The sequence below is a fragment of the Micromonospora sp. NPDC049114 genome (assembly GCF_040648635.1).
Lineage (GTDB): Bacteria > Actinomycetota > Actinomycetes > Mycobacteriales > Micromonosporaceae > Micromonospora.
Genome location: NZ_JBEZEA010000001.1, coordinates 96,541 through 117,656, shown reverse-complemented (window position 1 = coordinate 117,656; position 21,116 = coordinate 96,541). Strand labels below are relative to the sequence as shown.

Below are 21,116 nucleotides of genomic sequence, written 5' to 3'. Positions count from 1 at the left end.
TCGTTCAGCGTGCGGTGCCCGGCGGGAGAGCGCCGTACGTCTCGTCGTAGTAACCGCCCAGCTGGTCCCGGTACGTCGGGTCGCTGTGGCTGGTCTCGTCGTACTCCGGGGCGGCCTTGATCTGGTCCCGGGTGCGATCCACGGAGACGGTGCGCTGGTCGTGGTCGACCTGGTTGACGGTGCCGGCGGGCAGCATCACCTTCTTGCCGAAGATCCACGGCCCGGTGTCCACGACCAGGTAGCTGCCGCCGACCTCGTGACTGGCGCTGTCGATCTTGCCGACTCCGCCGTCGGTGGCCTCGACCTTGTAGCCGACCAGGTCGGCGTCGGCCACTCCGGCCGCGTCCCGGTAGCGCCAGGGGTCGAAGGTGCCGGTCGGTGCGCCGCCCGCGACGGCGCCCTGGTCACCGCCGTGCAGCGGGTCGGGCCCGGCGTGGGCGGCGTGCGGGTCGATCCTGTCCATGCCGTTAACTCCTGACTGTCGCCGATCGTCTCGGCGTCGCTGGGTGCGTCCCCGCAGGAGCTACCCGGCGGCGGGGTCCCGGAAACGGCGACCGGCAGGCGTGCGGGGTGTCAGGCCAGAGCTGCCCGGGTGTCGTCTTCCGGCGGGTCAGGCGTGGCGACACCGGCCGTGCCGTCCCGAGATGTGGATAGTTTCTCCCACGAACGGGGGCGAGTGGCAGAGTAGCGAGCGTGACCAGCACCGCCCTGATTATTGCGACCTAGCGCGCCGGCTCTCCCTCCGCCGAGCGCGCAGACCTCCCGCATCCGCGGGGGGTCTTTTTGTTGCTCCGAGAAAGGATCCTGATGACGTTCCAGGTCTTCGACACGACATTGCGCGACGGCGCCCAGCGCGAGGGGCTCACCTACTCGGTGGTCGACAAGCTGGCGGTGGCCCGACTGCTCGACGAGTTCGGTGTCGGCTTCATCGAGGGCGGCTGGCCGGGCGCGGTGCCCAAGGACACCGAGTTCTTCCGCCGGGCCCGCACCGAACTGGACCTGCGGCACGCCGCCCTGGTCGCGTTCGGCGCCACCCGCAAGGCCGGTGTGGCGGTCGCCGACGACCCCCAGGTGCGCGCCCTGCTGGACGCGCAGACCCCGGCCGTCGCGCTGGTCGCCAAGGCCGACATCCGCCACGTCGAGCGTGCGCTGCGCACCACCGGCGCGGAGAACCTGGCGATGATCCACGACACCGTCAGCCACCTTGTCCGCGAGGGCCGCCGGGTGTTCGTCGACGGCGAGCACTTCTTCGACGGCTACCGCCACGACCCGGCGTACGGCGCGTCAGTGGTGCAGACCGCGCTCGCCGCGGGCGCCGAGCGGATGGTCCTCTGCGACACCAACGGCGGCATGCTGCCGTCCCAGGTGACCGCCGCGATCGTCGACCTGACCAACCGGCTCGGCGTCGACCCGGCGCTGTTCGGCATCCACGCGCAGAATGACACCGCCTGCGCCGTGGCCAACACGATCGCGGCCGTCGAGGCCGGCGTCCGTCACGTGCAGGGCACCGCCAACGGGTACGGCGAGCGCCCCGGCAACGCCGACATCTTCGCTGTCGTCGCCAACCTCCAGCTCAAGCTCGGCATGCCCGTCCTACCGGAGGGCTGCCTGGCGCAGATGGTGCGGGTCTCGCACGCCATCGCCGAGATCGCCAACATCGCCCCCGACACCCACCAGGCGTACGCCGGGGCCGCCGCCTTCGCCCACAAGGCCGGGCTGCACGCGAGCGCGATCAAGGTCGACCCGTTGCTCTACAACCACGTGGACCCGTCGGTGGTGGGCAACGACATGCGGATCCTGGTGACCGAGATGGCCGGTCGGGCCAGCGTCGAGCTCAAGAGCCGTGAGCTCGGCCTGGACCTGACCGACCGTCCGGAGGCGCTGACCCGGGTCACCAAGCGGGTCAAGGAGTTGGAGGCCGACGGTTGGTCCTTCGAGGCGGCGGACGCCTCCTTCGAGCTGCTGGTCCGCTCCGAGCTGCCCGAGGGCGGCCCGGCCCGGCCGTTCACCCTGGAGTCGTACCGGGTGTTGGTCGAGCACCGCGAGGACGGCGCGGTCGTCTCCGAGGCGACCGTGAAGATCCGGGTACGCGGCGAGCGGGTGATCGCCACCGCGGAGGGCAACGGCCCGGTCAACGCCCTCGACGAGGCGCTGCGGGTGGGCCTGGCGCGGCACTATCCGCGGCTGCGCGAGTTCGAGCTGGCCGACTACAAGGTGCGCATCCTGGAGGGCAGCCACGGTACCGGCGCCGTCACCCGGGTGCTCCTGGAGACGGCCGACGACACCGGCCGCGACTGGACGACTGTGGGCGTGCACCCCAACGTGGTCGAGGCCAGCTGGCACGCCCTGGTCGACGCCCTCACCTACGGCCTCGCCCCCGCCTCCGCCAAGGCCCCAACCTCCTGACCTCCGCGATCTTGCACTTTGTGTCGCCGTTCTGCGGCTTGTGCCCCGAATGTCGGGGCAGAAAGTGCAAGATCGCGGGGGTTCAGGCCGCGGGCAGGCGGAGGGTGGCCAGGACGGGGCGGTGGTCGCTGCCGCCCAGGCCGAACACTTCCACCTTGTTGGCGGCGATGCGGCGGTCGACGAGCACGTGGTCGATCGTGACCGGGGGGATGAGGTCGCCGTCGTACGGCCCCCACGTGCCGGTCAGGCCCGTGCCGGTGGCGTCCGCGGCGTCGACGTAGCCGGTGCGCAGCAGCGCGCGCAGCGGCCCGTGGTCCAGTGTGGAGTTGAAGTCTCCGGCGAGGATCCGCAGGCCACCACCGGGGGTGGCCGGTGGTTGGGCGATCAGGTCGGCACGCCAGGCGCCGACCTGGTCCAGCGCGGACGGCGCCGCGGGGTGGGCCGACTCGACCCGGACCGGGGGCCCACCGGGGACGGCGAGCGTCCCGTACGCCTGGGTGAATCCCCAGCCACCGCGGTTGTTGCGGATGCCGACGTCGCTGATCGGCCACCGCGAGTAGAGCGCGGAACCGGGCGTGCCCACCTGCGCGTTGAGCTGCCGGTACGGCAGCAGCCGGTCGAGGCCGACGCGGTCCAGGCCGGCCTGCGCCTCAGGTGTGAACTCCTGCACGGTGAGCACGTCGACCCGGTGCTGCCGGACCAGCTCGACGAGTGCCCCCGGGTCGGCGGCCCCGACGAGCAGGTTGGCCGTGAGCAGCCGGATCGTCGGGCCGGTCGCCGCCGGCTGTGGGGCGGCCAGCGCCCGGGGGGCTACCACGCCGACAAGTGCCACCGCGGCCAGGGCCGCGACCGCCGCCGGCCACCAGCGCCGCAGGGCGACGGTGAGGCCGAGGGCCAGCACGCTGAACGCGGCGACGTACGGGGTGAAGGCGAGCGCCTGCACCAGTGGCCCCCGGTCCAGCCCCGCCAGTCGTACGGCGGCCCAGGCGGCAGTGGGCCCGACCGCCACCCAGCAGAGCGCCGTGCCGATCGACGCCCGGCGGCGGGTCGGCGTGAGCGCAGTGTCGACGATCATGGCGGTCAGCGTAGCGGTGGCGGGTCCCCGCCATTTGTGTGAATGGTTGACACGTTCATCTTTCACAATTATCTGACGGCTGCACGACAGGCCGATAATGCGAGATCAACTATTGACCTCCCGCTTTTTGCGGTGCTACGTTCCATCTGGTTAAACGACGCAACGCTGAGTAGTAACAGCAGCTCAGGCCGGATGCGGATCAACGAGAAATCAGCTTTCCCGACTGCGGGCGAGCGAGCTTCAACCGCTTCTCGTGTCGTCGTCGATCCCATTATTGGCAGTCATCCGTCCCGCCCCGCGGGTCGGCCGAATTCGCACGGTCACACAAGGGGGACCTGTCATGAGAACATTCTTCCGACGTAAGGCGGCGGCGGTCACGCTCGCTGTCCTGGCGCTCACCCTGGCTGGTGGGGGGATCGCCGTCGCCCAGCCGTCGGCGAAGACGCCGCAGGCGTCCGTCCAGCCGGCGGCGCGCGGCACCAACGCCCAACCACCGGTCACGGCCGAGTCGGCCCGCAAGGCCAAGGCCGCGCTGAAGGCCAACACCACGCTCGTCGCCTCCACCACAATCGTCGTCGTCAACTCCAACGGCACCAAGGCGCGCGGCACCGGCACGGTCATCAAGTACGGCACCGGGCAGTACGAGGTGCAGTTCGGCCAGGTCGTCACGGCTGGTGTCTTCGTGGTCACCGTCGGTCGCGCCGACGCCTGCTGCATTCCGCCGGCCGGCGAGATCTCGGTGGCGCCCCGGCTCAGCACGCCGAACGCGGTCTTCGTGCAGACCCGCAACTCGGCGGGCACCCCGACCGACCTGGGCTTCCACCTGGTCGTCCACCTGCCCTGACCGATTCGAACGTCCGGCCCCCGCAGTCGACTGCGGGGGCCGTGTCGTGTCCGGGGGTTCCTCGTCGCCGCCGGCCGGCTCCTGCCTCGTCGGGGTGGTCATGCCCGTGCGAGCGAGTCCTCCCGGTTGTTCCCCGTCCGGGCGGCTCCTGCTCATTCAGGACACAACGGACCCGTCCGGCGCTCACAATCCGACGTTTGCCGAGGCCCCCGCCCGGGAAGCAAGCACCGTGACGGACATCTCGGACACCCTGGCCAGCCTGCCCACCTCGGTCGATCCCGAGCCGACCGGCGCCGAGCTGGAACAGACCCTCTTCGAGGTCAAACGCGTGATCGTCGGGCAGGATCGGCTCGTCGAACGTCTGCTCACCGCACTCATCGCCAACGGGCACTGCCTTCTGGAGGGCGTGCCCGGCGTGGCCAAGACCCTTGCGGCGCAGACCCTCGCCACAGTGGTCGGCGGGACCTTCTCCCGGATCCAGTTCACCCCGGACCTGGTCCCCTCCGACATCGTCGGCACCCGGATCTACCGGGCCTCCAAGGAGACCTTCGACATCGAGCTGGGCCCGATCATGGCCAACCTGGTGCTCGCCGATGAGATCAACCGCGCGCCGGCCAAGGTCCAGTCGGCGCTGCTGGAGGCGATGGCCGAACGGCAGGTCTCCATCGGCGGGCGCAGCTGGCCGGTGCCGACGCCGTTCCTGGTGCTGGCCACGCAGAACCCGATCGAGTCCGAGGGGGTCTACCAGCTCCCCGAGGCGCAGCGCGACAGGTTCCTCATGAAGGTCGTCGTCGACTATCCCAGCGACGCCGACGAGCTGGCCATCCTCTACCGGATGAGCACCGACCGGCCCCGGGCCCGCCAGGTGCTCGACCCGCAACGCCTGCGACTGCTCCAGGAGCACGCCGAGCGGGTCTTCGTCCACCACGCCCTGGCCGAGTACGTCGTCCGGCTCATCCTCGCCACCCGCGACCCGGGCCGGTTCGGGCTGGCCGAACTCGCGCCGCTGCTGGCGTACGGCGCCAGCCCACGGGCGACGCTCGGCCTGGTCGCCGCCGCCCGCGCGCAGGCGCTGCTGCGGGGACGCGAGTACGTGCTGCCCGAGGACGTCCGGGAACTGGCGGTGGACGTCCTGTCCCACCGGCTGGTGCTCTCCTTCGACGCCGTGGCCGACGGGGTCTCGGCCGAGAGCCTGGTCCGGCGGCTCGTGGAGGCGGTGCCGCCGCCCCGGGTGGCCACCGGGCACCCTCAGCACGCCCCCGACCTGGCGGCGGCGTGAGACGCGCCGGCCGTACGTCGGTGGCCACCCCGCCCGACCCGAGCCTGGCCGAGCTGACCCCCGACCAGCGGCTGCGCCGACTGGAACTGACAGTCACCCGCCGGCTCAACGGTCTGCTGCACGGCCAGTACCGTGGCCTGCTCCCGGGGCCGGGCAGCGAACCCGCCGGCAGCCGCGAGTACCGGCCGGGGGAGGACGAGGTCCGCCGGATGGACTGGGCGGTGACCGCCCGGACCGCCGTGCCGCACGTCCGACAGGTCGACGCCGACCGGGAACTCACCACCTGGCTGCTCGTCGACGCCAGCGCCAGCATGGAGTTCGGCACCGCCGCGCTGGACAAGCGGGAGCTGGCGGTGGCGGCCGTGGCGGCGGTGGGCTTCCTGACCGCCGGCATCGGCAACCGGCTGGGCGCCCAGGTGCTGCGCGCCGACGGGGTACGACGCTTTCCCGCCCGCAGCGGGCGTACCCATCTGCTCGGTCTGCTCCGCGCGCTGCTGACCGCGCCGCGCGCGACCGAGCCCGGCGACCGGTCCCGGTCGCGGCCGGAGACCCCGCAGCCGGCCGCGGCGGCGGAGTTGGCGGACGGGCTCGACGCGGTGCACCGGGTCGCCAACCAGCGCGGGCTGGTCGTGGTGGTCTCCGATTTCCTCGACGGCCTGCCCGACGACCCCGAGGAGCCGCCACCCTGGGAGCGGACCCTGCGTCGGCTGTCCGCCCGCCACCAGGTGCTGGCGATCGAGGTGACCGATCCGCGCGAGCTGGAACTGCCCGACGTCGGGCTGATCACGCTCGTCGACCCGGAGACCGGCCGCCGCCGCGAGGTGTGCACATCGGACCGCCGCCTGCGGGAGCGGTACGCCGCGGCCGCCGCCGCCCAGCGTGAGCAGGTCCGCCAGGCGCTGCGCCGGAGCGCGGCCACGCACCTGGCGCTGCGCACCGACCGGGACTTCAGCGCCGACATCGTCCGGCACGTGCACGCCCAGCGGCGGATGGCCGCCGCACCGGCCGGAGCCGTCCGGGGAGGTGCCGCGTGACCTGGGAGTCCCCGTTGCGACTCTGGCTGCTGATCGGCGTGCTCGCGCTGGTCGGCGCGTACCTGGTGATGCAGCGCAGACGCAGCCGGTACGCCGTCCGCTTCACCAACCTGCGGCTGCTGGACCGGGTGGCGCCCGTTCGTCCGGCCTGGCGCCGGCACGTCCCGGCCGGGCTGTTCCTGGCCATGCTGGCGCTGCTCGTGGTCGGTTTCGCCAGGCCCACCGCCGAGGTCCGGGTCCCCCGGGAACGCGCCACGGTGATGGTCGCCGTCGACGTGTCCACCTCCATGCTCGCCACCGACGTGGAGCCGGACCGGCTGGCGGCGGCCAAACAGGCGGCCCGACGTTTCGTCGAGGGCCTGCCCGACGAGTTCAACGTGGGGCTTGTCGCGTTCGCCGGCAGCGCCGCCGTCCTGGTGCCGCCCGGCACCGACCGGGACGCCCTGGACGAGGGCATCGGTCGTCTCGCCGAGGGGGTGACCGGGGTGCAGGGCACCGCGATCGGTGAGGCCATCAACACCTCGCTCGGCGCGGTCAAGAGCCTGGACAGCGAGGCCGCGAAGGAGCCACCGCCGGCCCGGATCATCCTGCTCTCCGACGGGGCCAACACCTCCGGGATGGACCCGATGGAGGCGGCGGGAGAGGCGGTCGCGGCGAAGGTGCCGGTGCACGCGATCTCCTTCGGCACGCCGTCCGGCTTCGTGGACCGGGGCGGACGGCCGATCCAGGTGCCGGTCGACGGGCAGACCCTCAAGGCCGTCGCCGACGAGACCGGCGGAATGTTCCACGAGGCCAGCACCAGCGACGAGTTGCGCGCGGTCTACGACGACATCGGCAGCTCGGTCGGCTACCGCACCGAACGCCAGGACGTCTCGGCCCGGTTCATCGGCCTCGGGCTGGTGTTCGCGATGGGCGCCGCCGCCGGCTCGATGCGCTGGTTCTCCCGACTGCCCTGATCCACAGCGCCGACGTCGACCGTGAGGAGTACGCATGGCAGTGCAGACCGGACTGGGCGAACCGCGCGGTCCCTGGTTCATCTCGCCGGAGCTCGACCCGGACGGGCGCGGGTGGTGGGACGCGCCCGGCTCGGGGCGGGACCCCGGCGGGCGGCGCCCCGGCCGGCTGCTCGCCGCGTTGGCGGTCATCGCGGTGTCGGCCGTCTCGGGCGCCCTGGCCGGCGGTGTGGTGGCCAGTCGGGACGGCACGGGATCGTCCGCGGCGTCCGCCGCACCGGTGCCGGCGGAGCTGGTCACCGCCGCCGAGCGGACCGTGCCCGGTGTGGTGTCGGTGCTCGCCGGTGGCGCGAACGGCGCGTCCGCGACCGGTTCCGGGTTCGCCATCGACGACCAGCAGCACCTGGTCACCAACGACCACATCCTGGCCAAGGGCGGTGGTGGACCGGTCACGGTGGAGCTGCCCGACGGCCGCCGGTACGAGGCCGAGGTGGTCGGCCGGGAGCCGCGCAGCGACCTGGCGGTGCTGAAGGTGCCGCCGTCGGCCGGCCTCGCCCCGTTGCCGCTGGCCAAGCCGGGTGCCACCCGGGTCGGTGAGCCGGTGCTGGCGGTGGGCTCACCGCTGGGGCTGTCGGGGACGGTCACCGCGGGCATCGTCAGCGCGCTGGACCGCCAGGTGCGGTTGGGCAACAGCCGGCACCGCGCGGTGCAGACCGACGCGTCGATCAACCCCGGCAACTCGGGCGGGCCGCTGGTCAACGCCCGAGGCGAGGTGGTCGGGGTGAACACCGCGATCGCCACGATCGACGGCAACGGGTCGATCGGCATCGGCTTCGCCATTCCGATCGACCAGGTGCAGCAGACCGCCGACACGATCATCGGCAAGGGCGGCTGAGCTGCTCGTACGGCCCATCGGGCCGCCTCCAGTGTCGGATATCCGGCCACACGTCATCGGGCCATGGAAATATGACGCTCGGTATGGATACTGGCGGAGGTGGAGCGTCCTCTTCTCACGGTCCTCCTGCTGGTGGGCCTGATCATCGGATGTGCGGTGGGGTCGGCGTACGCCCGGGCGCGACGCGGGTGGACCGACTACCAGACCGCGAAGAAATCGGTGCCCGGCGCTCGCCGGGGCGCGTGGTTGCTGATCCGCGGGGTCGCGGTGAAGGCCGCCGTGATCGGGCTGCTGCTGTTCGGCGCCGTGGCGTACGCCGCGGTCGGCTCGCACGACGAGACCGCCGGTCCGGCGCCGAGCCCGTCCACGACGCAGAGTGAGCCTCCGCGCCGGTGACCCGGGGCGGGCCGCAGCCGGCTAGCCTCGGGGCGTGGACGACGGACTGCGGGTGACCGATCGGTGGGTCGTCCCCGCCGGGGAGCTGCGGGAGCGCTTCTCCCGCTCGTCCGGCCCCGGCGGGCAGGGCGTGAACACCGCCGACTCGCGGGTCGAGCTGAGCTACGACCTGGCCAACTCTCCGTCGGTGCCCGACTGGATCCGGTCGCGGGCGCTGGAACGACTCGCCAACCGGCTGGTGGACGGCGTGCTCACGATCGCGGCCAGCGAGCACCGGGCGCAGCTCGCCAACCGGGAGGCGGCCCGCGAGCGGCTGGTCGCGCTGTTGCGCGAGGCGGCCGCGCCGCCCCCGCCGCCGCGTCGGGCGACCAAGCCGTCCCGGGGTGCCAAGGAGCGCCGGCTGGCCGAGAAGAAGCGCCAGTCGCAGCGCAAGCGCGACCGCCGCGTCGACGGCGACTAGTCCATCGTCACCGAGCTGTGTGAGTGACCTCTCCGACTGGCGAGTGACAGAATCTGGAATCTGTCAGCCGAAGTGTGTATGGTCGGCATGTCACCCCAGGAGAGGAACACCCCATGGACCCCCGCACCCTCGGCACCACCGGCCCCACCGTCTCCGCGCTCGGACTCGGCCTGATGGGCATGTCGGATCTCTACGGCCCCGCCGACGAGGCCGAGAGCATCGCCACCATCCACGCTGCCCTGGACGCCGGCATCACCCTGCTCGACACGGGCGACTTCTACGGCATGGGCCACAACGAGATGCTGCTGCGCGACGCGCTGCGCGGCCGCAACCGGGACAACGCGGTGATCAGCGTGAAGTTCGGCGCTCTGCGCGACGTCGACGGCGGTTGGAACGGCAACGACGTCCGACCCGTCGCGATCAAGAACTTCCTGGCGTACACGCTGCGCCGGCTCGGCACCGACCACGTCGACATCTACCGCCCCGCCCGGCTCAACCCCGACGTGCCGGTGGAGGACGTCGTGGGCACCCTGGCCGAGCTGGTCAAGGCGGGTCATGTCCGGCACATCGGCCTGTCCGAGGTCAGCGCCGACACGCTGCGCCGGGCGCACGCCGTGCACCCCATCAGCGACCTCCAGATCGAGTACTCGTTGATCTCCCGCGCCCCCGAGGCCGAGATCCTGCCGACCGCACGTGAGCTGGGCGTCGGGATCACCGCGTACGGAGTGCTCTCCCGAGGGCTGATCAGCGGCCACTGGACGCCGCAGCGGGAGACCGCCGGCACCGACTTCCGCAGCCACCTGCCGCGCTTCGCCGGCGCGAACCTGGACCGCAACCTCGCCCTCGTGGACGCGCTGCGCGCCATCGCCGAGGCGCGGGGCGTCACCGTGGCGCAGATCGCCATCGCCTGGGTGCTCGCCCGGGGCGAGACCGTCGTACCCCTGATCGGCGCCCGCCGTCGGGACCGGCTCACCGAGGCCCTCGGCGCCGTCGCGATCACGCTGACCGAGACGGACCTGGCCGCCATCGAGGCCGCCGTCCCCGCCGACGCGGTGGCCGGCAGCCGGTACGACGAGGCGCAGATGGCGTTCCTGGACAGCGAGCGGTCATGACAACCCGGTCGTGGCGCGACCGCCGGCCGGGGGTCGCGCCACGACGGGCCACGCGGTCAGGAAGGCTGGGACGATGAGCGACACCACAGCCCTGACCGCCGATCGCATCCTCGACACCGCCGAGGAGGTGCTGCGCCGGTACGGCCCGGCGAAGGCCACGGTGCTGGACGTGGCACGCGCGCTGGGTGTCAGCCACGGCAGCGTCTACCGGCACTTCGCCAGCAAGGCCGCGCTGCGCGAGGCGGTCGCCGAACGCTGGCTGGCCCGCGTCTCCACCCCGCTGATCGACGTCGCCACCGGCGCCGACCCGGCCCCGCAACGGCTGCGCCGGTGGCTGGCCGAGCTGAGCGGCACCAAACGGCGGATGGCCCGGGAGGACCCGGAGCTGTTCGACAACTTCCACCAACTCGCCACGCTCTCCGAGGGAGCGGTCGCCACCCACCTGGAGGTTCTCGCCGGTCAGCTCAGCCTGATCGTCGCGGACGGAGTCGCCGCCGGCGACTTCACCGTGCCCGACCCGGCGGTGGCCGGTCGCGCGCTGTTGCAGGCCACCGCGCGGTTCCACCACCCGTCGCACCGGACGGAGTGGAGCGAGCCCGGGCTCGACGACGACCTGGCCGCTGTGGTCGCGCTGCTCCTCGACGGCCTGCGAGCCCGCGCGCGCTGACTCCGGGCCACGGCACGGGCCAGCCGCCCGGCCGGGCCGGGCCGTCGACGCTCAGCCGGGAACGGCGGCCAGCAGCCGGTCGCGGAGCACTGCCGCACGGTCGGCGAACTCGCGCTGCGCTGCGGCGTACTCCGCCCGACCCTGGACGGTCTCCACCCGCACCGGCGGGTAACCGAGCGCCGCCAGGTCGTACGGGCTGGCCCGCATGTCCAACGTGCGGACCTCCCGCGCCAGCTCGAAACAGTCCGCCACCAGTTCCGAGGGCACCAGCGGCGACAACTTGTACGCCCACTTGTAGAGGTCCATGTTGGCGTGCAGACAGCCCGGCTGCTCGTGCGCGTGCTGCGTCTCCCGGGTCGGGGTGAGCAGGTTCAACGGCCGGGCCGGCGGGGTGAAGAACCGGAACGCGTCGAAGTGGCTGCACCGCACCCCGCGCTCCTCGACGACCGCGGCGGTCCGCTCCGGATCCAACCGCAACGGCCAGGCGTTGTGCCGCAGCTCCTCGCGGGTCTGCCGGTACACCATCGCCCACTCGTGCATCCCGAAGCAGCCGAAGTGCGCCGGTCGGGCGGCAGTGGCCGCCAGCAGCGAGCGGATCCACGCGATCGACTCGCCGCGTCGCCCGCGTACCGCCTCGGTGTCGAGGGTGACCCCGGCGGCGGTGGCGCGGTAGTCCCGGCCGAACTCGGCCGGGTCCGCGTCGCGCAGCTCGACCCCCGCGCCCGGGTGCCAGCGGCGCAGCTGCGCCGGCCGGTGCGAGTAGTAGGTGAACAGGAAGTCGGCCACCGGATGCCGCTCACCCCGACGTCGTCGGGCCAGGTGCGGCGTCAGCCACACGTCCACCCGCTCCTCGTGGGCCCGGCGGCGCGCACGCCACGCCGCCACGTCGAGCACGGCGGGGGCGAGGGCGGCGGTCACGGACCCCAGGGTACGACCGCCGCCCGATCGCCGGTCAGGGCATGTGCACCCGGACGCCGGCCGAGAACACGCCGCTGCGCAGCTCCAGCTGCTGGGGCGGGTCCCGCCCGTCGACGGTGAACACCAGCGGGAGCACCACCCGGCTGCCCGCGGCCACCGGGTCGGCGAAGACGTCCCGACCCAGGTTGGCCGTCCGGGTGGCCGGCTCGTCAGTGCTCACCCACCGCCCGCCCGGCAGGTAGGCGCGTTGCAGCTGGCCGTGCCAGGGCTGCTGGCTGCCGGTGACGTTGCGCACACCCACGGTGGCCTGGCAACGCCGACCCCCGGCCGGTGCCGCGCCGGTCCCCCCGGCCGCGCCCGCCGCGCCACAGGTCATCCGGTAGACGGTGAACTCGAACGCGGACTCCCGCAGCGGCACACCCACCGGTCCGGAGACTCCGGTGCCCATCCACGCGCCGCTGGTCGGCTGCTTCTGGGTGTCGATCGACGACACCTGCCGGGTCGCCGTCCAGCCGGCCGTGCCGATCACGCCCGCCAGCACCACCACCGCCGCGCCAACCAGCAGCCAGACCGGCGGGGTACGCCGCCGTCGGCGCGGGTCGGGAGTCGCCGGACGTGGATAGATCGTCCCGCGCCCACCGTCCGGCGTTCCGTTGGTGGCCAGGGCGGCGGCGGTCACCCGCCGTCCGCGCCGTCGACGCCACACATAGACCACGAGGGCGCTGAGCAGCACCAGGACGCCCAACCCGGCCAGCAGCACCGGATACCGCCGCCAGGGCGGCGCCTGGGTGACCTCGGCCGCCGGGGCGGCTCCGGCCGCCTGCCAGGTGGCGGTGGCGCAGTCGTACGGCCGGGTGCCGTCACTGGTGAACGCGCAGGCCGGCGCCGTCAGCGGCTGACCTGGCGCGACAGCGGTCAGCGCGGTGCCCAGCGTGGTGGTGCTGTGCGCGGGCAGCCGCAACCGCCAGGTCACCTCTGCCGTGGACCCACCGGAGCGGCTGGACTGTCCGCCCCCGCTGATCGCGGTGGGCGACGACCCGGACGGCAACTCCTGGCGCACCGTCGTGTCGAGCGGCGAGTTGCCCACATTGCGGACGTGGATGCGGTACCGCGGCGCCGGGCTGCTCTCCGACGCGACCGCCACCGTGACCGGAGGCGGGGGCGCGGACACCGGCACCGGCGACGGCGGTGCCACCGCCGGCGGCGCCGAGGGCGGGGTGGGCTCCGCGCTCGCCGCCACGGGCAACCGCGCGGCCACCGCCACCGCCGGTGGCGCCGGGCTGACGGACGCGGGTGGCGTGACAGCCGTCGGTCCGGGCGCTGGCGCCGTCGGACGTGGCGTCGGCGCGGCTGGTCGTGGCACGGACTCGGCTGGTCGTGGCGTGGCGGCTGCTGGTCGTGGCGCGGCCGCCGCCTCCGGGGCCGCCGCGGGCAGGGCCGGCACGGCGGCGAGGATGCCGAGGCAGTGTACGAACACCGCGAGGGCTCTGTGGTGTCGTGTCGATGCAGGCATACGAACGAACCTCCGGAGCCGACGCTAGGGGTGCGCGCCCTCCGTGCGGGTACGAAATCCCGAAGCCCACCCCGACCGCCCGGACCTGCGCTAGGGTGCCGCGACGCTGACGGGTTGCGCACACCCGGCGGCCCGTTGTGGCCGGTGAGCGTGTCGGCGGGGCTAGATTGGCCGGGTGCGTATCGCTCGTTTCGCTCATGCCAAGGGAATGTCGTTCGGAGCCGTCGAGGGCGAACCGGAGGCCGGGCCGCAGGGCCTGACCATCGCCGAGATCGAGGGTCACCCGTTCGGCCAGCTCTCCTTCAGTGGGGCCCGCTGGGCCCTCTCCGACGTCCGGTTGCTCTCGCCGATCCTGCCCAGCAAGGTGGTCTGCGTGGGCCGCAACTACGCCGACCACGCCGCCGAGCTCGGCAACGAGGTGCCCAAGGAGCCGTTGCTCTTCCTCAAGCCGTCCACCTCGGTGATCGGTCCCCGCGACGCCATCCGGTTGCCGATCTTCTCCAAGCAGGTCGAGCACGAAGCGGAGCTGGCGGTCGTGATCGGTGCGCCGGGTGCCCGCCGGGCCGACCGGGCCGCCGCCGAACGCGCCATCTTCGGCTACACCTGCGCCAACGACGTGACCGCCCGGGACCTGCAGCGCTCGGACGGGCAGTGGACCCGCGCCAAGGGCTTCGACTCGTTCTGCCCGATCGGTCCGTGGATCACCACCGGGTTGGACGTCTCCGACCTGGAGATCCGGTGTGAGGTGGGTCGCAACCCGGACGAGATGGAGGTACGCCAGCTCGGCCGGACGAAGGACATGGTCTTCGACGTGGCCGGCCTGGTGTCGTACATCTCGCACGTGATGACCCTGCTGCCCGGCGACGTGGTGCTCACCGGCACTCCGGCGGGGGTTAGCCCTCTCGTCGAGGGGGATACGGTCACCGTGCGGATCGAGGGCATCGGCGAGCTCAGCAACCCGGTGGTCCCCGTCGCCTGATCCGTCCGATGCCCCTGTTTCCGCAGCTCACGGGTGGTTCGGGGGGATCGGATTTGGCCTGCCGGCACCGGGAGGGTAATGTTCACTCCCGGCGCCGCAAGGGGCCAATGGGGTATGGGGTAATTGGCAGCCCGACTGATTCTGGTTCAGTTAGTCTAGGTTCGAGTCCTGGTACCCCAGCGCAGCTGGGATTCGCGAGAATCCCGGACGCTGGATTCTGACGGAGTTCTCCTCCGCCCCGCGAGGGGCGGAGGGTGGCCTCTGGTAGAGTGCAGCTCCTCCGCCCGCAAGGGTGGGGGAGCGAAAAGTGGTTCTGGCCCCGTCGTCTAGCGGCCCAGGACGCCGCCCTCTCAAGGCGGTAGCGCCGGTTCGAATCCGGTCGGGGCTACATCTGTGCACAACCCGTCCCACCTCGGTGGGGCGGGTTGTTTCGTTGGTGCGGCTTGTTTCGTTGGTGCGCACGGCCGTCCACGGCGCCCAGACCCCACGCTCGCCCCGACGGACGGTGCCGCTAGACTACAGCGGCACCGCCTGCGAGGGCGGTGAACAGGAAGTTCTGGCCCCGTCGTCTAGCGGCCCAGGACGCCGCCCTCTCAAGGCGGTAGCGCCGGTTCGAATCCGGTCGGGGCTACAAACCAAGGCTCACCTCGCCCCGCGAGGTGAGCCTTTCCCGTACCCCCTGGGTCCCGCCGTTGGTCATGAAGTTAGTGCCCTCCGCCGCGGTGTGTCCGGGCAATAACTTCATGATCAACGGGGTGGGGGCGGGGTTAGAGGCCGGAGAGGCGTTGGCCGGCTCTGACGACCGCCATGGCGTGGCGTTCGCCGGGGCGGCGGCCCAGGCGTTCGATCGGGCCGGAGATGCTGACCGAGGCGATCACGCGGCCGGTGCGGTCGCGGATCGGGGCGGAGACGCTCGCCACACCGGCCTCCCGTTCGGCCACGCTCTGCGCCCAGCCACGGCGGCGGACCTCGGCAAGGGTGCGGCCGGTGAACTTGCTGCGCGGCAGCAGTGGCATCACGGCCTCCGGAGGCTCCCAGGCGAGCAGGATCTGGGCCGCCGAACCGGCGGTCATCGGCAGCACCGAGCCGACCGGGACGGTGTCCCGCAGGCCGCTGGCGCGCTCCGCGGCGGCCACGCAGATCCGCTCGTCGGCGCGGCGCAGGTAGAGCTGGGCGCTCTCACCGGTGGCGTCGCGTAGCGCGGCGAGCAGGGGCTCGGCGGCGGTCAGCAGGACATCCGGGGCGGCGTTGGCCAGCTCGCCGAGCCGAGGCCCGGGGCGCCAACGGCCCTGGGTGTCCCGGACCAGCATCCGATGGATCTCCAGTGCCTGTGCCAGCCGGTGCGCGGTGGCCCGGGGCAGCTTCGTGCGTTCAACGAGTTCGGCAAGGCTGGCGCCGTCGACACAGGCGGCCAGGATGACCACCGCCTTGTCGAGAACGCCGACACCGCTCATACTGTGTCCCACAAGCCGAAACTTACCTCCCAGAATTTAGGATGTCCAGATGGTGGGAGTCACTCCTGAGCCGAGGACCCTGGCCGAGAAGGTCTGGGACGCGCACGTCGTACGGTCCGCCGCTGGTGAGCCGGACCTGCTCTTCATCGACCTGCACCTGCTGCACGAGGTGACCAGCCCGCAGGCGTTCGACGGGCTGCGGCTCGCCGGGCGCCGGGTGCGTCGTACCGACCTGACCCTCGCGACCGAGGACCACAACACCCCGACCGGGTACGCCGATCCGGCGTTCCGGCTCCGCCGCGGTGACCTGCTCACCATCGCGGATCCGACCTCGCGTACGCAGATCGAGACGCTGCGCCGCAACTGCGCCGAGTTCGGCGTGCGGCTGCACCCGCTCGGCGACGAGAACCAGGGCATCGTGCACGTCATCGGCCCGCAGCTCGGGGTCACCCAGCCCGGCATGACGATCGTGTGCGGCGACTCGCACACCGCCACCCACGGTGCGTTCGGCGCGCTCGCCTTCGGCATCGGCACCAGCGAGGTGGAGCACGTGCTGGCCACCCAGACGCTCCCGCAGAGCCGGCCGAAGACCATGGCCGTCAACGTCACCGGCCAGCTCGCCCCCGGCGTCACCGCGAAGGACCTGGTGCTCGCCCTGATCGCCCAGGTCGGCACCGGTGGTGGGCGCGGGCACATCGTCGAGTACCGCGGCGCGGCCATCCAGGCCCTCTCCATGGAGGGGCGGATGACCATCGCCAACATGTCGATCGAGTGGGGCGCCAAGGCCGGCATGATCGCGCCGGACGAGACGACCTTCGCGTACCTCAAGGGTCGGCCGAACGCGCCGCAGGGCGCGGACTGGGACGCGGCGCTGGCGTGGTGGCGGACGCTGCCCACCGACGAGGGCGCGCGCTTCGACGCCGAGGTCACCCTGGACGCCAGCCGGATCACGCCGTTCGTCACGTGGGGCACCAACCCCGGGCAGGGCGCACCGCTGAGCGCGCCGGTGCCCGACCCGGAGGAGTTCGTCACCGACTCGGAGCGCGCCGCCGCCCGTCGCGCGCTGGAGTACATGGATCTGCGCCCCGGCACCCCGCTGCGGGAGCTGCCGATCGACGTCGTCTTCGTGGGTTCCTGCACGAACGGCCGCCTGGAGGACCTGCGGGCCGCCGCCGACGTGCTGCGCGGCCACAAGGTGGCCGACTCCGTCCGGATGCTCGTGGTGCCCGGCTCCGCCGCCGTCCGGGAGGCCGCCGAGGCCGAGGGGCTGGACAAGGTCTTCGCCGACGCCGGCGCCGAGTGGCGGTTCGCCGGCTGCTCGATGTGCCTGGGCATGAACCCCGACACGCTCAAGCCCGGTGAGCGCTCCGCGTCCACCTCCAACCGCAACTTCGAGGGCCGGCAGGGCCGGGGCGGTCGTACCCACCTGGTCTCCCCGCCGGTCGCCGCCGCCACCGCCGTGGTCGGGCGGCTGGCCGCCCCCGCCGACCTGTAGAAGGGACCGACGAGATGGACAAGTTCACCACCCACACCGGCACCGCCGTACCGCTGCGCCGGTCCAACGTGGACACGGATCAGATCATCCCCGCCGTGTACCTCAAGAGGGTGACCCGCACCGGCTTCGCCGACGGGCTGTTCAGCGCCTGGCGGGAAGACCCGGCATTCGTTCTCAACGATGAATCCTATTCTGGTGCGTCGATCCTCATCGCCGGTCCGGAGTTCGGCACCGGCTCGTCCCGGGAGCACGCCGTCTGGGCGCTGCGGGACTGGGGCTTCCGCGCCGTGGTGGCTCCGCGCTTCGGTGACATCTTCCGCGGCAACGCACTCAAGGAGGGCCTGCTGCCGGTCGAGTTGGAATTGAAAGCCATCGAGGAGTTGTGGGATCTCGTCGAGGCCGAACCAACCACTCCGGTGACCGTCGACCTGACCGCCCGACAGCTCCGGGCCGGGGACGCGACCTGGTCGTTCCCGCTTGACGACTTCAGCCGGTGGAGGCTGTTGGAGGGTCTGGACGACATTGGACTCACCCTCCGGCACGCCGATGACATCGCCTCCTACGAGGCGTCCCGACTGCCGTTCCTGCCCTCGGTGGCATAGCCGTACGCCCACTCGCACAGCGGATTTCGCCCCCACCGGTCCAACCGGTGGGGGTGAATCCGTTACGACACAAGGGCTTTTTTCCACCGAATGTTTGTGTCCAGGCAGCACAGGGCATACGGTGCGCGCAGAATGGCTCGCGTCGAGTCAGTTGCACAATCGGGAGGAAGTCGTGAACAAGGCCGAGCTCATCGAGGCGCTCGCTGTTCGCCTGGGGGACCGGAAGACGGCGACGGCCGCGCTCGACGCGGTCCTCACTGAGGTCCAGGCGGCAGTCACCAAGGGCGAGAAGGTGGCGATCACCGGATTCGGAGCATTCGAAAAGCGTGTACGTGGCGCACGAACAGCGCGCAACCCGCGTACCGGCGAGGCGGTGAAGGTCAAGAAGACGTCCGTCCCGACCTTCCGCCCCGGCGCCGGGTTCAAGGAGATGGTGGCCAGCGGCAAGGTGCCGAAGGCCACGGTGGCGGCGAAGAAGACCGCCACCACCACGGCCAAGACCGCCGGCACCAAGGCGGCGGGCACCAAGGCCACCGCCACCAAGGCGGCCAGTAAGAAGACCGCCCCGGCCAAGGCGAGCAAGACCACCACCACCGCTGCCACCAAGGCGGCAAGCAAGAAGACCGCCCCGGCCAAGGCGAGCAAGACCACCACGGCGACCAAGACGGCCGCCAGCAAGAAGACCGCCACGGCGAAGAAGACCACCGCGGCGACCAAGTCCGCCACGGCGAAGAAGACCACCGCGGCGGCGAGCAAGAGCACGGCGGCCAAGAAGGCGCCGGCGAAGAAGGCTCCGGCCAAGAAGACGGCCAGCAAGCGCTGACCGACTGTCCGCCCAAAGGGCGTCCACCTCTCGGTGGGCGCCCTTTGCGCGTACCCGGACCGTTGACCCGGCCGGACCGTACGCGCAGAATCGCCGTGCCGGCCCCCCTTCAGGACCGGTCCGCCGACGAAATGGGGCGCCGGTGCGCTACCGCCAGCTCACCACCGGATCGCTCGCGCTGGGCGTCGTTCTGCTCATCGACGTGCTGCGCGTCTGGCTGCCCGGCATCATCACCATCTTCGGGCAGGCCGCGTCCACCCCGGCCGAGGTGATGGGCGCGTTCGCGCTCGGCTGGTTCGTGCTGGCGATGGCCGTGCCGGCGCTGGTCCGGCGGGTGGGCGCCCGCCGCGTCACCGTCGTCGCCGCCGTGCTGCTGGCCGTGGCCCGGCTCGCGCTCACCAGCGCCCCCGGCGGCCGTCCGCAGCTCTGGTTGGCCACCGCCGGTCTGTTCGCCGGTCTGGTCTGGTTGGTGGGTGTCGCCGGTGGCACCGACCGTCCGGTGCCGGGACTGGCCCTGGGGTTGGCGGTCAACGCCGCCGTCCACGCGCTGCTGGACACCTACGATCTCGTCTGGCGGGGCGGCTGGGTGGCGTGGCTGCTGAGCGCCGTCGCGGTGGTGCTGTTCCTGCTCGGTACGACGCTGCCCGCCGCGCCGCCCGGCCCCGGTGGCGCCCGGTCGTGGCTGCTGGCCGGGCCGGTGCTGCTGCTGGCCGGCATGGTGGCCCTCGCGCCGGCCCTGGCCCAGGCCGGGATGTCGTACCTGGTCGCGGGTGGCGACGTCGCTCGCTCACCGCTGTTCGGCCTGGCGCCGGTGCCGGTGGCGGTCGCCGGGTTCCTGCTGGCCGCGCTGGCGGGCCCGACCCGGGGTCGGGGTCGAGCGCTCGGGCCGGCGGCCCTGCTGGCTGGCGTGGTGCTCTTCGCCCTCGACAGTGGCGACCTGCTCGTCGCGGCCATGCTGCTCACCGCCGTCGGACTCGGCGCCTGCCTCGCGCTCACCGACGCACCGGGCCGCGCCGACGCCGCGGCCGGCGCCGACGCTGCACGTCGCGCCGACGACGCCGACGTTGCGGCCGGTGCCGACGCTCAGGGTCGCGCCGACGCCGCGGCCGACGTCGCCGGTGCCGGTGCTGAGGGCGCGACGGGCACGGACGACACCCGCCGGTCGGCGGCCCGTCGGGGGTACGCGGTAGCCGCCGGCATGCTGCTCTTCGTGCTGGGTGCGGTGGGTTACTACTCCGCCTACGACCTGGGCTACCCGAACGCGGCGGTGCCGGTGGTGGTGGCCGGCGTGGTCGCCGCAGTGGCCCTGGCGGCCCGTCCGTCCGGCGACCGGCGTCCCGGCCCGCTTCCGCCGCTGCGGACCGCTGGCGGGGTCGCCGTGCTGGCTCTGCTCGCGCCGTTCGTCGCCGACGAGGTGGCGGTGGCGAGCAACCGGGAGGGTCCGCCGGAGCGGTTGACAGTGGTGGCGTACAACATCCGGATGGGCTTCGGGCTGGACGGCCGGTTCGACCTGGCCGCCCTGACCGCGGCGATCGACCGGCAGCGGCCCGATGTGGTGCTGCTCAGCGAGGTGGACCGGGGCTGGCTGCTCAACGGCGGCCACGACACGCTGGACCTGCTGTCCGACCGGCTCGGCATGCCGTACGTGTTCGGGCCGGCCGCCGACCCGGTCTGGGGTGACGCGGTGCTCAGCCGCTGGCCGGTCACCGACCCACGGTCCCGGCCCTTGCCGGCCCTCGGAGCACCCACCGGAGCGCAGGCTCTGGCCGTCACCCTGGACCTCGGAGACGGTGTCCGTGCCGCTGTGGTGAGCACCCACCTGCAACCGCCACCGGACGCGGGCCCGGTGGCACAGGCTCGCGCGGTGGCCGACTTCGCCACCGGGTACGCGGCCGGCCGGCCCCTCGTGGTGGCCGGCGACCTGAACACCGAGCCGGGCGATGAGGCGTTCGAGCAGTTCACCGCGGCCGGGCTGGTCGACGCGTTGGCGGTCGCCCGTCCGCTGGCGACCAGCCCCGCCGACGATCCGCGCCAGCAGATCGACCACGTCTTCGTCTCGCCCGGCCTGACGGCGACGGATCCGGTCGCGCCGCGCGGCGAGGCCAGCGACCACCTGCCGGTGGCGGTGACCCTCACCCTGCCGCCCCGCTGACCCCGCGCCGGGATCGCCGCTGGCTGGCCGGCCACCGCCACGTCGGCGATCCGCCGCGG

General features: G+C 72.7%; 20 protein-coding genes and 3 tRNA genes. 18 read left to right on the top strand and 5 right to left on the bottom strand.

All coding sequences use genetic code 11. The features are described 5' to 3' along the window. Nucleotides 1-4: 4 nt before the first annotated feature. Nucleotides 5-463: a PRC-barrel domain containing protein gene (locus AB0B39_RS00560; RefSeq protein WP_234581286.1), complete on the bottom strand. Its 459-nt coding sequence runs from the start codon at nt 461-463 to the stop codon at nt 5-7. Between the two features lie 344 nt (nt 464-807). On the opposite strand from AB0B39_RS00560, the gene cimA reads away from it, so the two are divergent. Continuing rightward, a complete protein-coding gene (gene cimA, locus AB0B39_RS00555; protein WP_357573129.1) occupies nt 808-2,406 on the top strand; it encodes a citramalate synthase in 1,599 nt (532 codons plus the stop codon). A gap of 82 nt (nt 2,407-2,488) precedes the next feature. On the opposite strand, the gene AB0B39_RS00550 is transcribed toward cimA, so the two are convergent. Beyond that, nucleotides 2,489-3,481, bottom strand: coding sequence for an endonuclease/exonuclease/phosphatase family protein (locus tag AB0B39_RS00550; protein ID WP_357573128.1), 993 nt, complete (start codon nt 3,479-3,481; stop codon nt 2,489-2,491). A gap of 340 nt (nt 3,482-3,821) precedes the next feature. Between AB0B39_RS00550 and AB0B39_RS00545 the strand changes: the two genes are divergently transcribed. The 9 genes from AB0B39_RS00545 (at nt 3,822) to AB0B39_RS00505 (ending at nt 11,121) form a co-directional block, all read left to right on the top strand. Beyond that, nucleotides 3,822-4,325, top strand: coding sequence for a hypothetical protein (locus tag AB0B39_RS00545; protein ID WP_357573127.1), 504 nt, complete (start codon nt 3,822-3,824; stop codon nt 4,323-4,325). 229 nt (nt 4,326-4,554) lie between these two features. Continuing rightward, nucleotides 4,555-5,604 carry a MoxR family ATPase gene (locus AB0B39_RS00540; protein WP_234581276.1) on the top strand — a complete coding sequence of 350 codons (1,050 nt, stop codon included), beginning with the start codon at nt 4,555-4,557 and terminating at the stop codon, nt 5,602-5,604. Next, nucleotides 5,601-6,638, top strand: coding sequence for a DUF58 domain-containing protein (locus AB0B39_RS00535; protein ID WP_357494205.1), 1,038 nt, complete (start codon nt 5,601-5,603; stop codon nt 6,636-6,638). Before AB0B39_RS00540 ends, AB0B39_RS00535 begins: the two co-directional genes overlap by 4 nt. Then, complete coding sequence (locus AB0B39_RS00530; RefSeq protein ID WP_234581272.1) at nt 6,635-7,594, top strand: VWA domain-containing protein; 960 nt, start codon at nt 6,635-6,637, stop codon at nt 7,592-7,594. Before AB0B39_RS00535 ends, AB0B39_RS00530 begins: the two co-directional genes overlap by 4 nt. A gap of 34 nt (nt 7,595-7,628) precedes the next feature. Next, nucleotides 7,629-8,486 (top strand): trypsin-like peptidase domain-containing protein, encoded by an 858-nt coding sequence (locus AB0B39_RS00525; RefSeq protein ID WP_357494208.1) that lies wholly within the window; start codon nt 7,629-7,631, stop codon nt 8,484-8,486. Nucleotides 8,487-8,585: 99 nt separating this feature from the next. Continuing rightward, a complete protein-coding gene (locus AB0B39_RS00520) occupies nt 8,586-8,882 on the top strand; it encodes a hypothetical protein (protein ID WP_357494210.1) in 297 nt (98 codons plus the stop codon). 34 nt (nt 8,883-8,916) lie between these two features. Beyond that, nucleotides 8,917-9,342, top strand: coding sequence for an alternative ribosome rescue aminoacyl-tRNA hydrolase ArfB (gene arfB / locus AB0B39_RS00515; protein ID WP_234581267.1), 426 nt, complete (start codon nt 8,917-8,919; stop codon nt 9,340-9,342). Between the two features lie 113 nt (nt 9,343-9,455). Beyond that, nucleotides 9,456-10,454: an aldo/keto reductase gene (locus AB0B39_RS00510; protein ID WP_357573126.1), complete on the top strand. Its 999-nt coding sequence runs from the start codon at nt 9,456-9,458 to the stop codon at nt 10,452-10,454. Between the two features lie 73 nt (nt 10,455-10,527). Further along, nucleotides 10,528-11,121, top strand: a complete 594-nt coding sequence (locus tag AB0B39_RS00505; RefSeq protein WP_357494214.1) for a TetR family transcriptional regulator — start codon at nt 10,528-10,530, stop codon at nt 11,119-11,121. A 51-nt stretch (nt 11,122-11,172) separates the two neighbouring features. On the opposite strand, the gene AB0B39_RS00500 is transcribed toward AB0B39_RS00505, so the two are convergent. Further along, complete coding sequence (locus AB0B39_RS00500) at nt 11,173-12,039, bottom strand: 3-methyladenine DNA glycosylase (RefSeq protein WP_357573125.1); 867 nt, start codon at nt 12,037-12,039, stop codon at nt 11,173-11,175. Nucleotides 12,040-12,073: 34 nt separating this feature from the next. Continuing rightward, a complete protein-coding gene (locus AB0B39_RS00495; protein ID WP_357573124.1) occupies nt 12,074-13,552 on the bottom strand; it encodes a hypothetical protein in 1,479 nt (492 codons plus the stop codon). 175 nt (nt 13,553-13,727) lie between these two features. On the opposite strand from AB0B39_RS00495, the gene AB0B39_RS00490 reads away from it, so the two are divergent. The 4 genes from AB0B39_RS00490 to AB0B39_RS00475 all read left to right on the top strand — a co-directional run bounded on the left by AB0B39_RS00490 (nt 13,728) and on the right by AB0B39_RS00475 (nt 15,162). Further along, nucleotides 13,728-14,531 carry a fumarylacetoacetate hydrolase family protein gene (locus AB0B39_RS00490; protein WP_234591312.1) on the top strand — a complete coding sequence of 268 codons (804 nt, stop codon included), beginning with the start codon at nt 13,728-13,730 and terminating at the stop codon, nt 14,529-14,531. Between the two features lie 108 nt (nt 14,532-14,639). Further along, a tRNA-Gln gene (locus AB0B39_RS00485) sits at nt 14,640-14,711 on the top strand. 135 nt (nt 14,712-14,846) lie between these two features. Beyond that, nucleotides 14,847-14,919: transfer RNA gene (locus AB0B39_RS00480), tRNA-Glu, on the top strand. A gap of 170 nt (nt 14,920-15,089) precedes the next feature. Further along, nucleotides 15,090-15,162, top strand: a tRNA-Glu gene (locus tag AB0B39_RS00475). Nucleotides 15,163-15,298: 136 nt separating this feature from the next. On the opposite strand, the gene AB0B39_RS00470 is transcribed toward AB0B39_RS00475, so the two are convergent. Further along, nucleotides 15,299-15,985, bottom strand: coding sequence for an IclR family transcriptional regulator (locus tag AB0B39_RS00470; RefSeq protein ID WP_007456408.1), 687 nt, complete (start codon nt 15,983-15,985; stop codon nt 15,299-15,301). A gap of 49 nt (nt 15,986-16,034) precedes the next feature. Between AB0B39_RS00470 and leuC the strand changes: the two genes are divergently transcribed. The 4 genes from leuC to AB0B39_RS00450 all read left to right on the top strand — a co-directional run bounded on the left by leuC (nt 16,035) and on the right by AB0B39_RS00450 (nt 21,057). Continuing rightward, nucleotides 16,035-17,480, top strand: a complete 1,446-nt coding sequence (leuC, locus tag AB0B39_RS00465; RefSeq protein ID WP_357494221.1) for a 3-isopropylmalate dehydratase large subunit — start codon at nt 16,035-16,037, stop codon at nt 17,478-17,480. 14 nt (nt 17,481-17,494) lie between these two features. Next, nucleotides 17,495-18,082, top strand: coding sequence for a 3-isopropylmalate dehydratase small subunit (gene leuD / locus AB0B39_RS00460; protein ID WP_357494223.1), 588 nt, complete (start codon nt 17,495-17,497; stop codon nt 18,080-18,082). A 172-nt stretch (nt 18,083-18,254) separates the two neighbouring features. Further along, nucleotides 18,255-18,905 carry an HU family DNA-binding protein gene (locus AB0B39_RS00455; RefSeq protein WP_234591306.1) on the top strand — a complete coding sequence of 217 codons (651 nt, stop codon included), beginning with the start codon at nt 18,255-18,257 and terminating at the stop codon, nt 18,903-18,905. Nucleotides 18,906-19,047: 142 nt separating this feature from the next. Continuing rightward, on the top strand, nt 19,048-21,057 hold the full coding sequence (locus AB0B39_RS00450; protein WP_357573123.1) for an endonuclease/exonuclease/phosphatase family protein: 2,010 nt from the start codon (nt 19,048-19,050) through the stop codon (nt 21,055-21,057). Nucleotides 21,058-21,116 lie beyond the last annotated feature (59 nt).

Coding starts and splice junctions, on each gene's coding strand:
- leuC (WP_357494221.1), top strand. CDS start 16,035: ATGGTGGGAGTCACTCCTGAGCCGAGGACCCTGGCCGAGAAGGTCTGG.
- AB0B39_RS00505 (WP_357494214.1), top strand. CDS start 10,528: ATGAGCGACACCACAGCCCTGACCGCCGATCGCATCCTCGACACCGCC.
- AB0B39_RS00495 (WP_357573124.1), bottom strand. CDS start 13,552: ATGCCTGCATCGACACGACACCACAGAGCCCTCGCGGTGTTCGTACAC.
- cimA (WP_357573129.1), top strand. CDS start 808: ATGACGTTCCAGGTCTTCGACACGACATTGCGCGACGGCGCCCAGCGC.
- AB0B39_RS00525 (WP_357494208.1), top strand. CDS start 7,629: ATGGCAGTGCAGACCGGACTGGGCGAACCGCGCGGTCCCTGGTTCATC.
- AB0B39_RS00545 (WP_357573127.1), top strand. CDS start 3,822: ATGAGAACATTCTTCCGACGTAAGGCGGCGGCGGTCACGCTCGCTGTC.
- AB0B39_RS00560 (WP_234581286.1), bottom strand. CDS start 463: ATGGACAGGATCGACCCGCACGCCGCCCACGCCGGGCCCGACCCGCTG.
- AB0B39_RS00470 (WP_007456408.1), bottom strand. CDS start 15,985: ATGAGCGGTGTCGGCGTTCTCGACAAGGCGGTGGTCATCCTGGCCGCC.
- AB0B39_RS00510 (WP_357573126.1), top strand. CDS start 9,456: ATGGACCCCCGCACCCTCGGCACCACCGGCCCCACCGTCTCCGCGCTC.
- leuD (WP_357494223.1), top strand. CDS start 17,495: ATGGACAAGTTCACCACCCACACCGGCACCGCCGTACCGCTGCGCCGG.
- AB0B39_RS00550 (WP_357573128.1), bottom strand. CDS start 3,481: ATGATCGTCGACACTGCGCTCACGCCGACCCGCCGCCGGGCGTCGATC.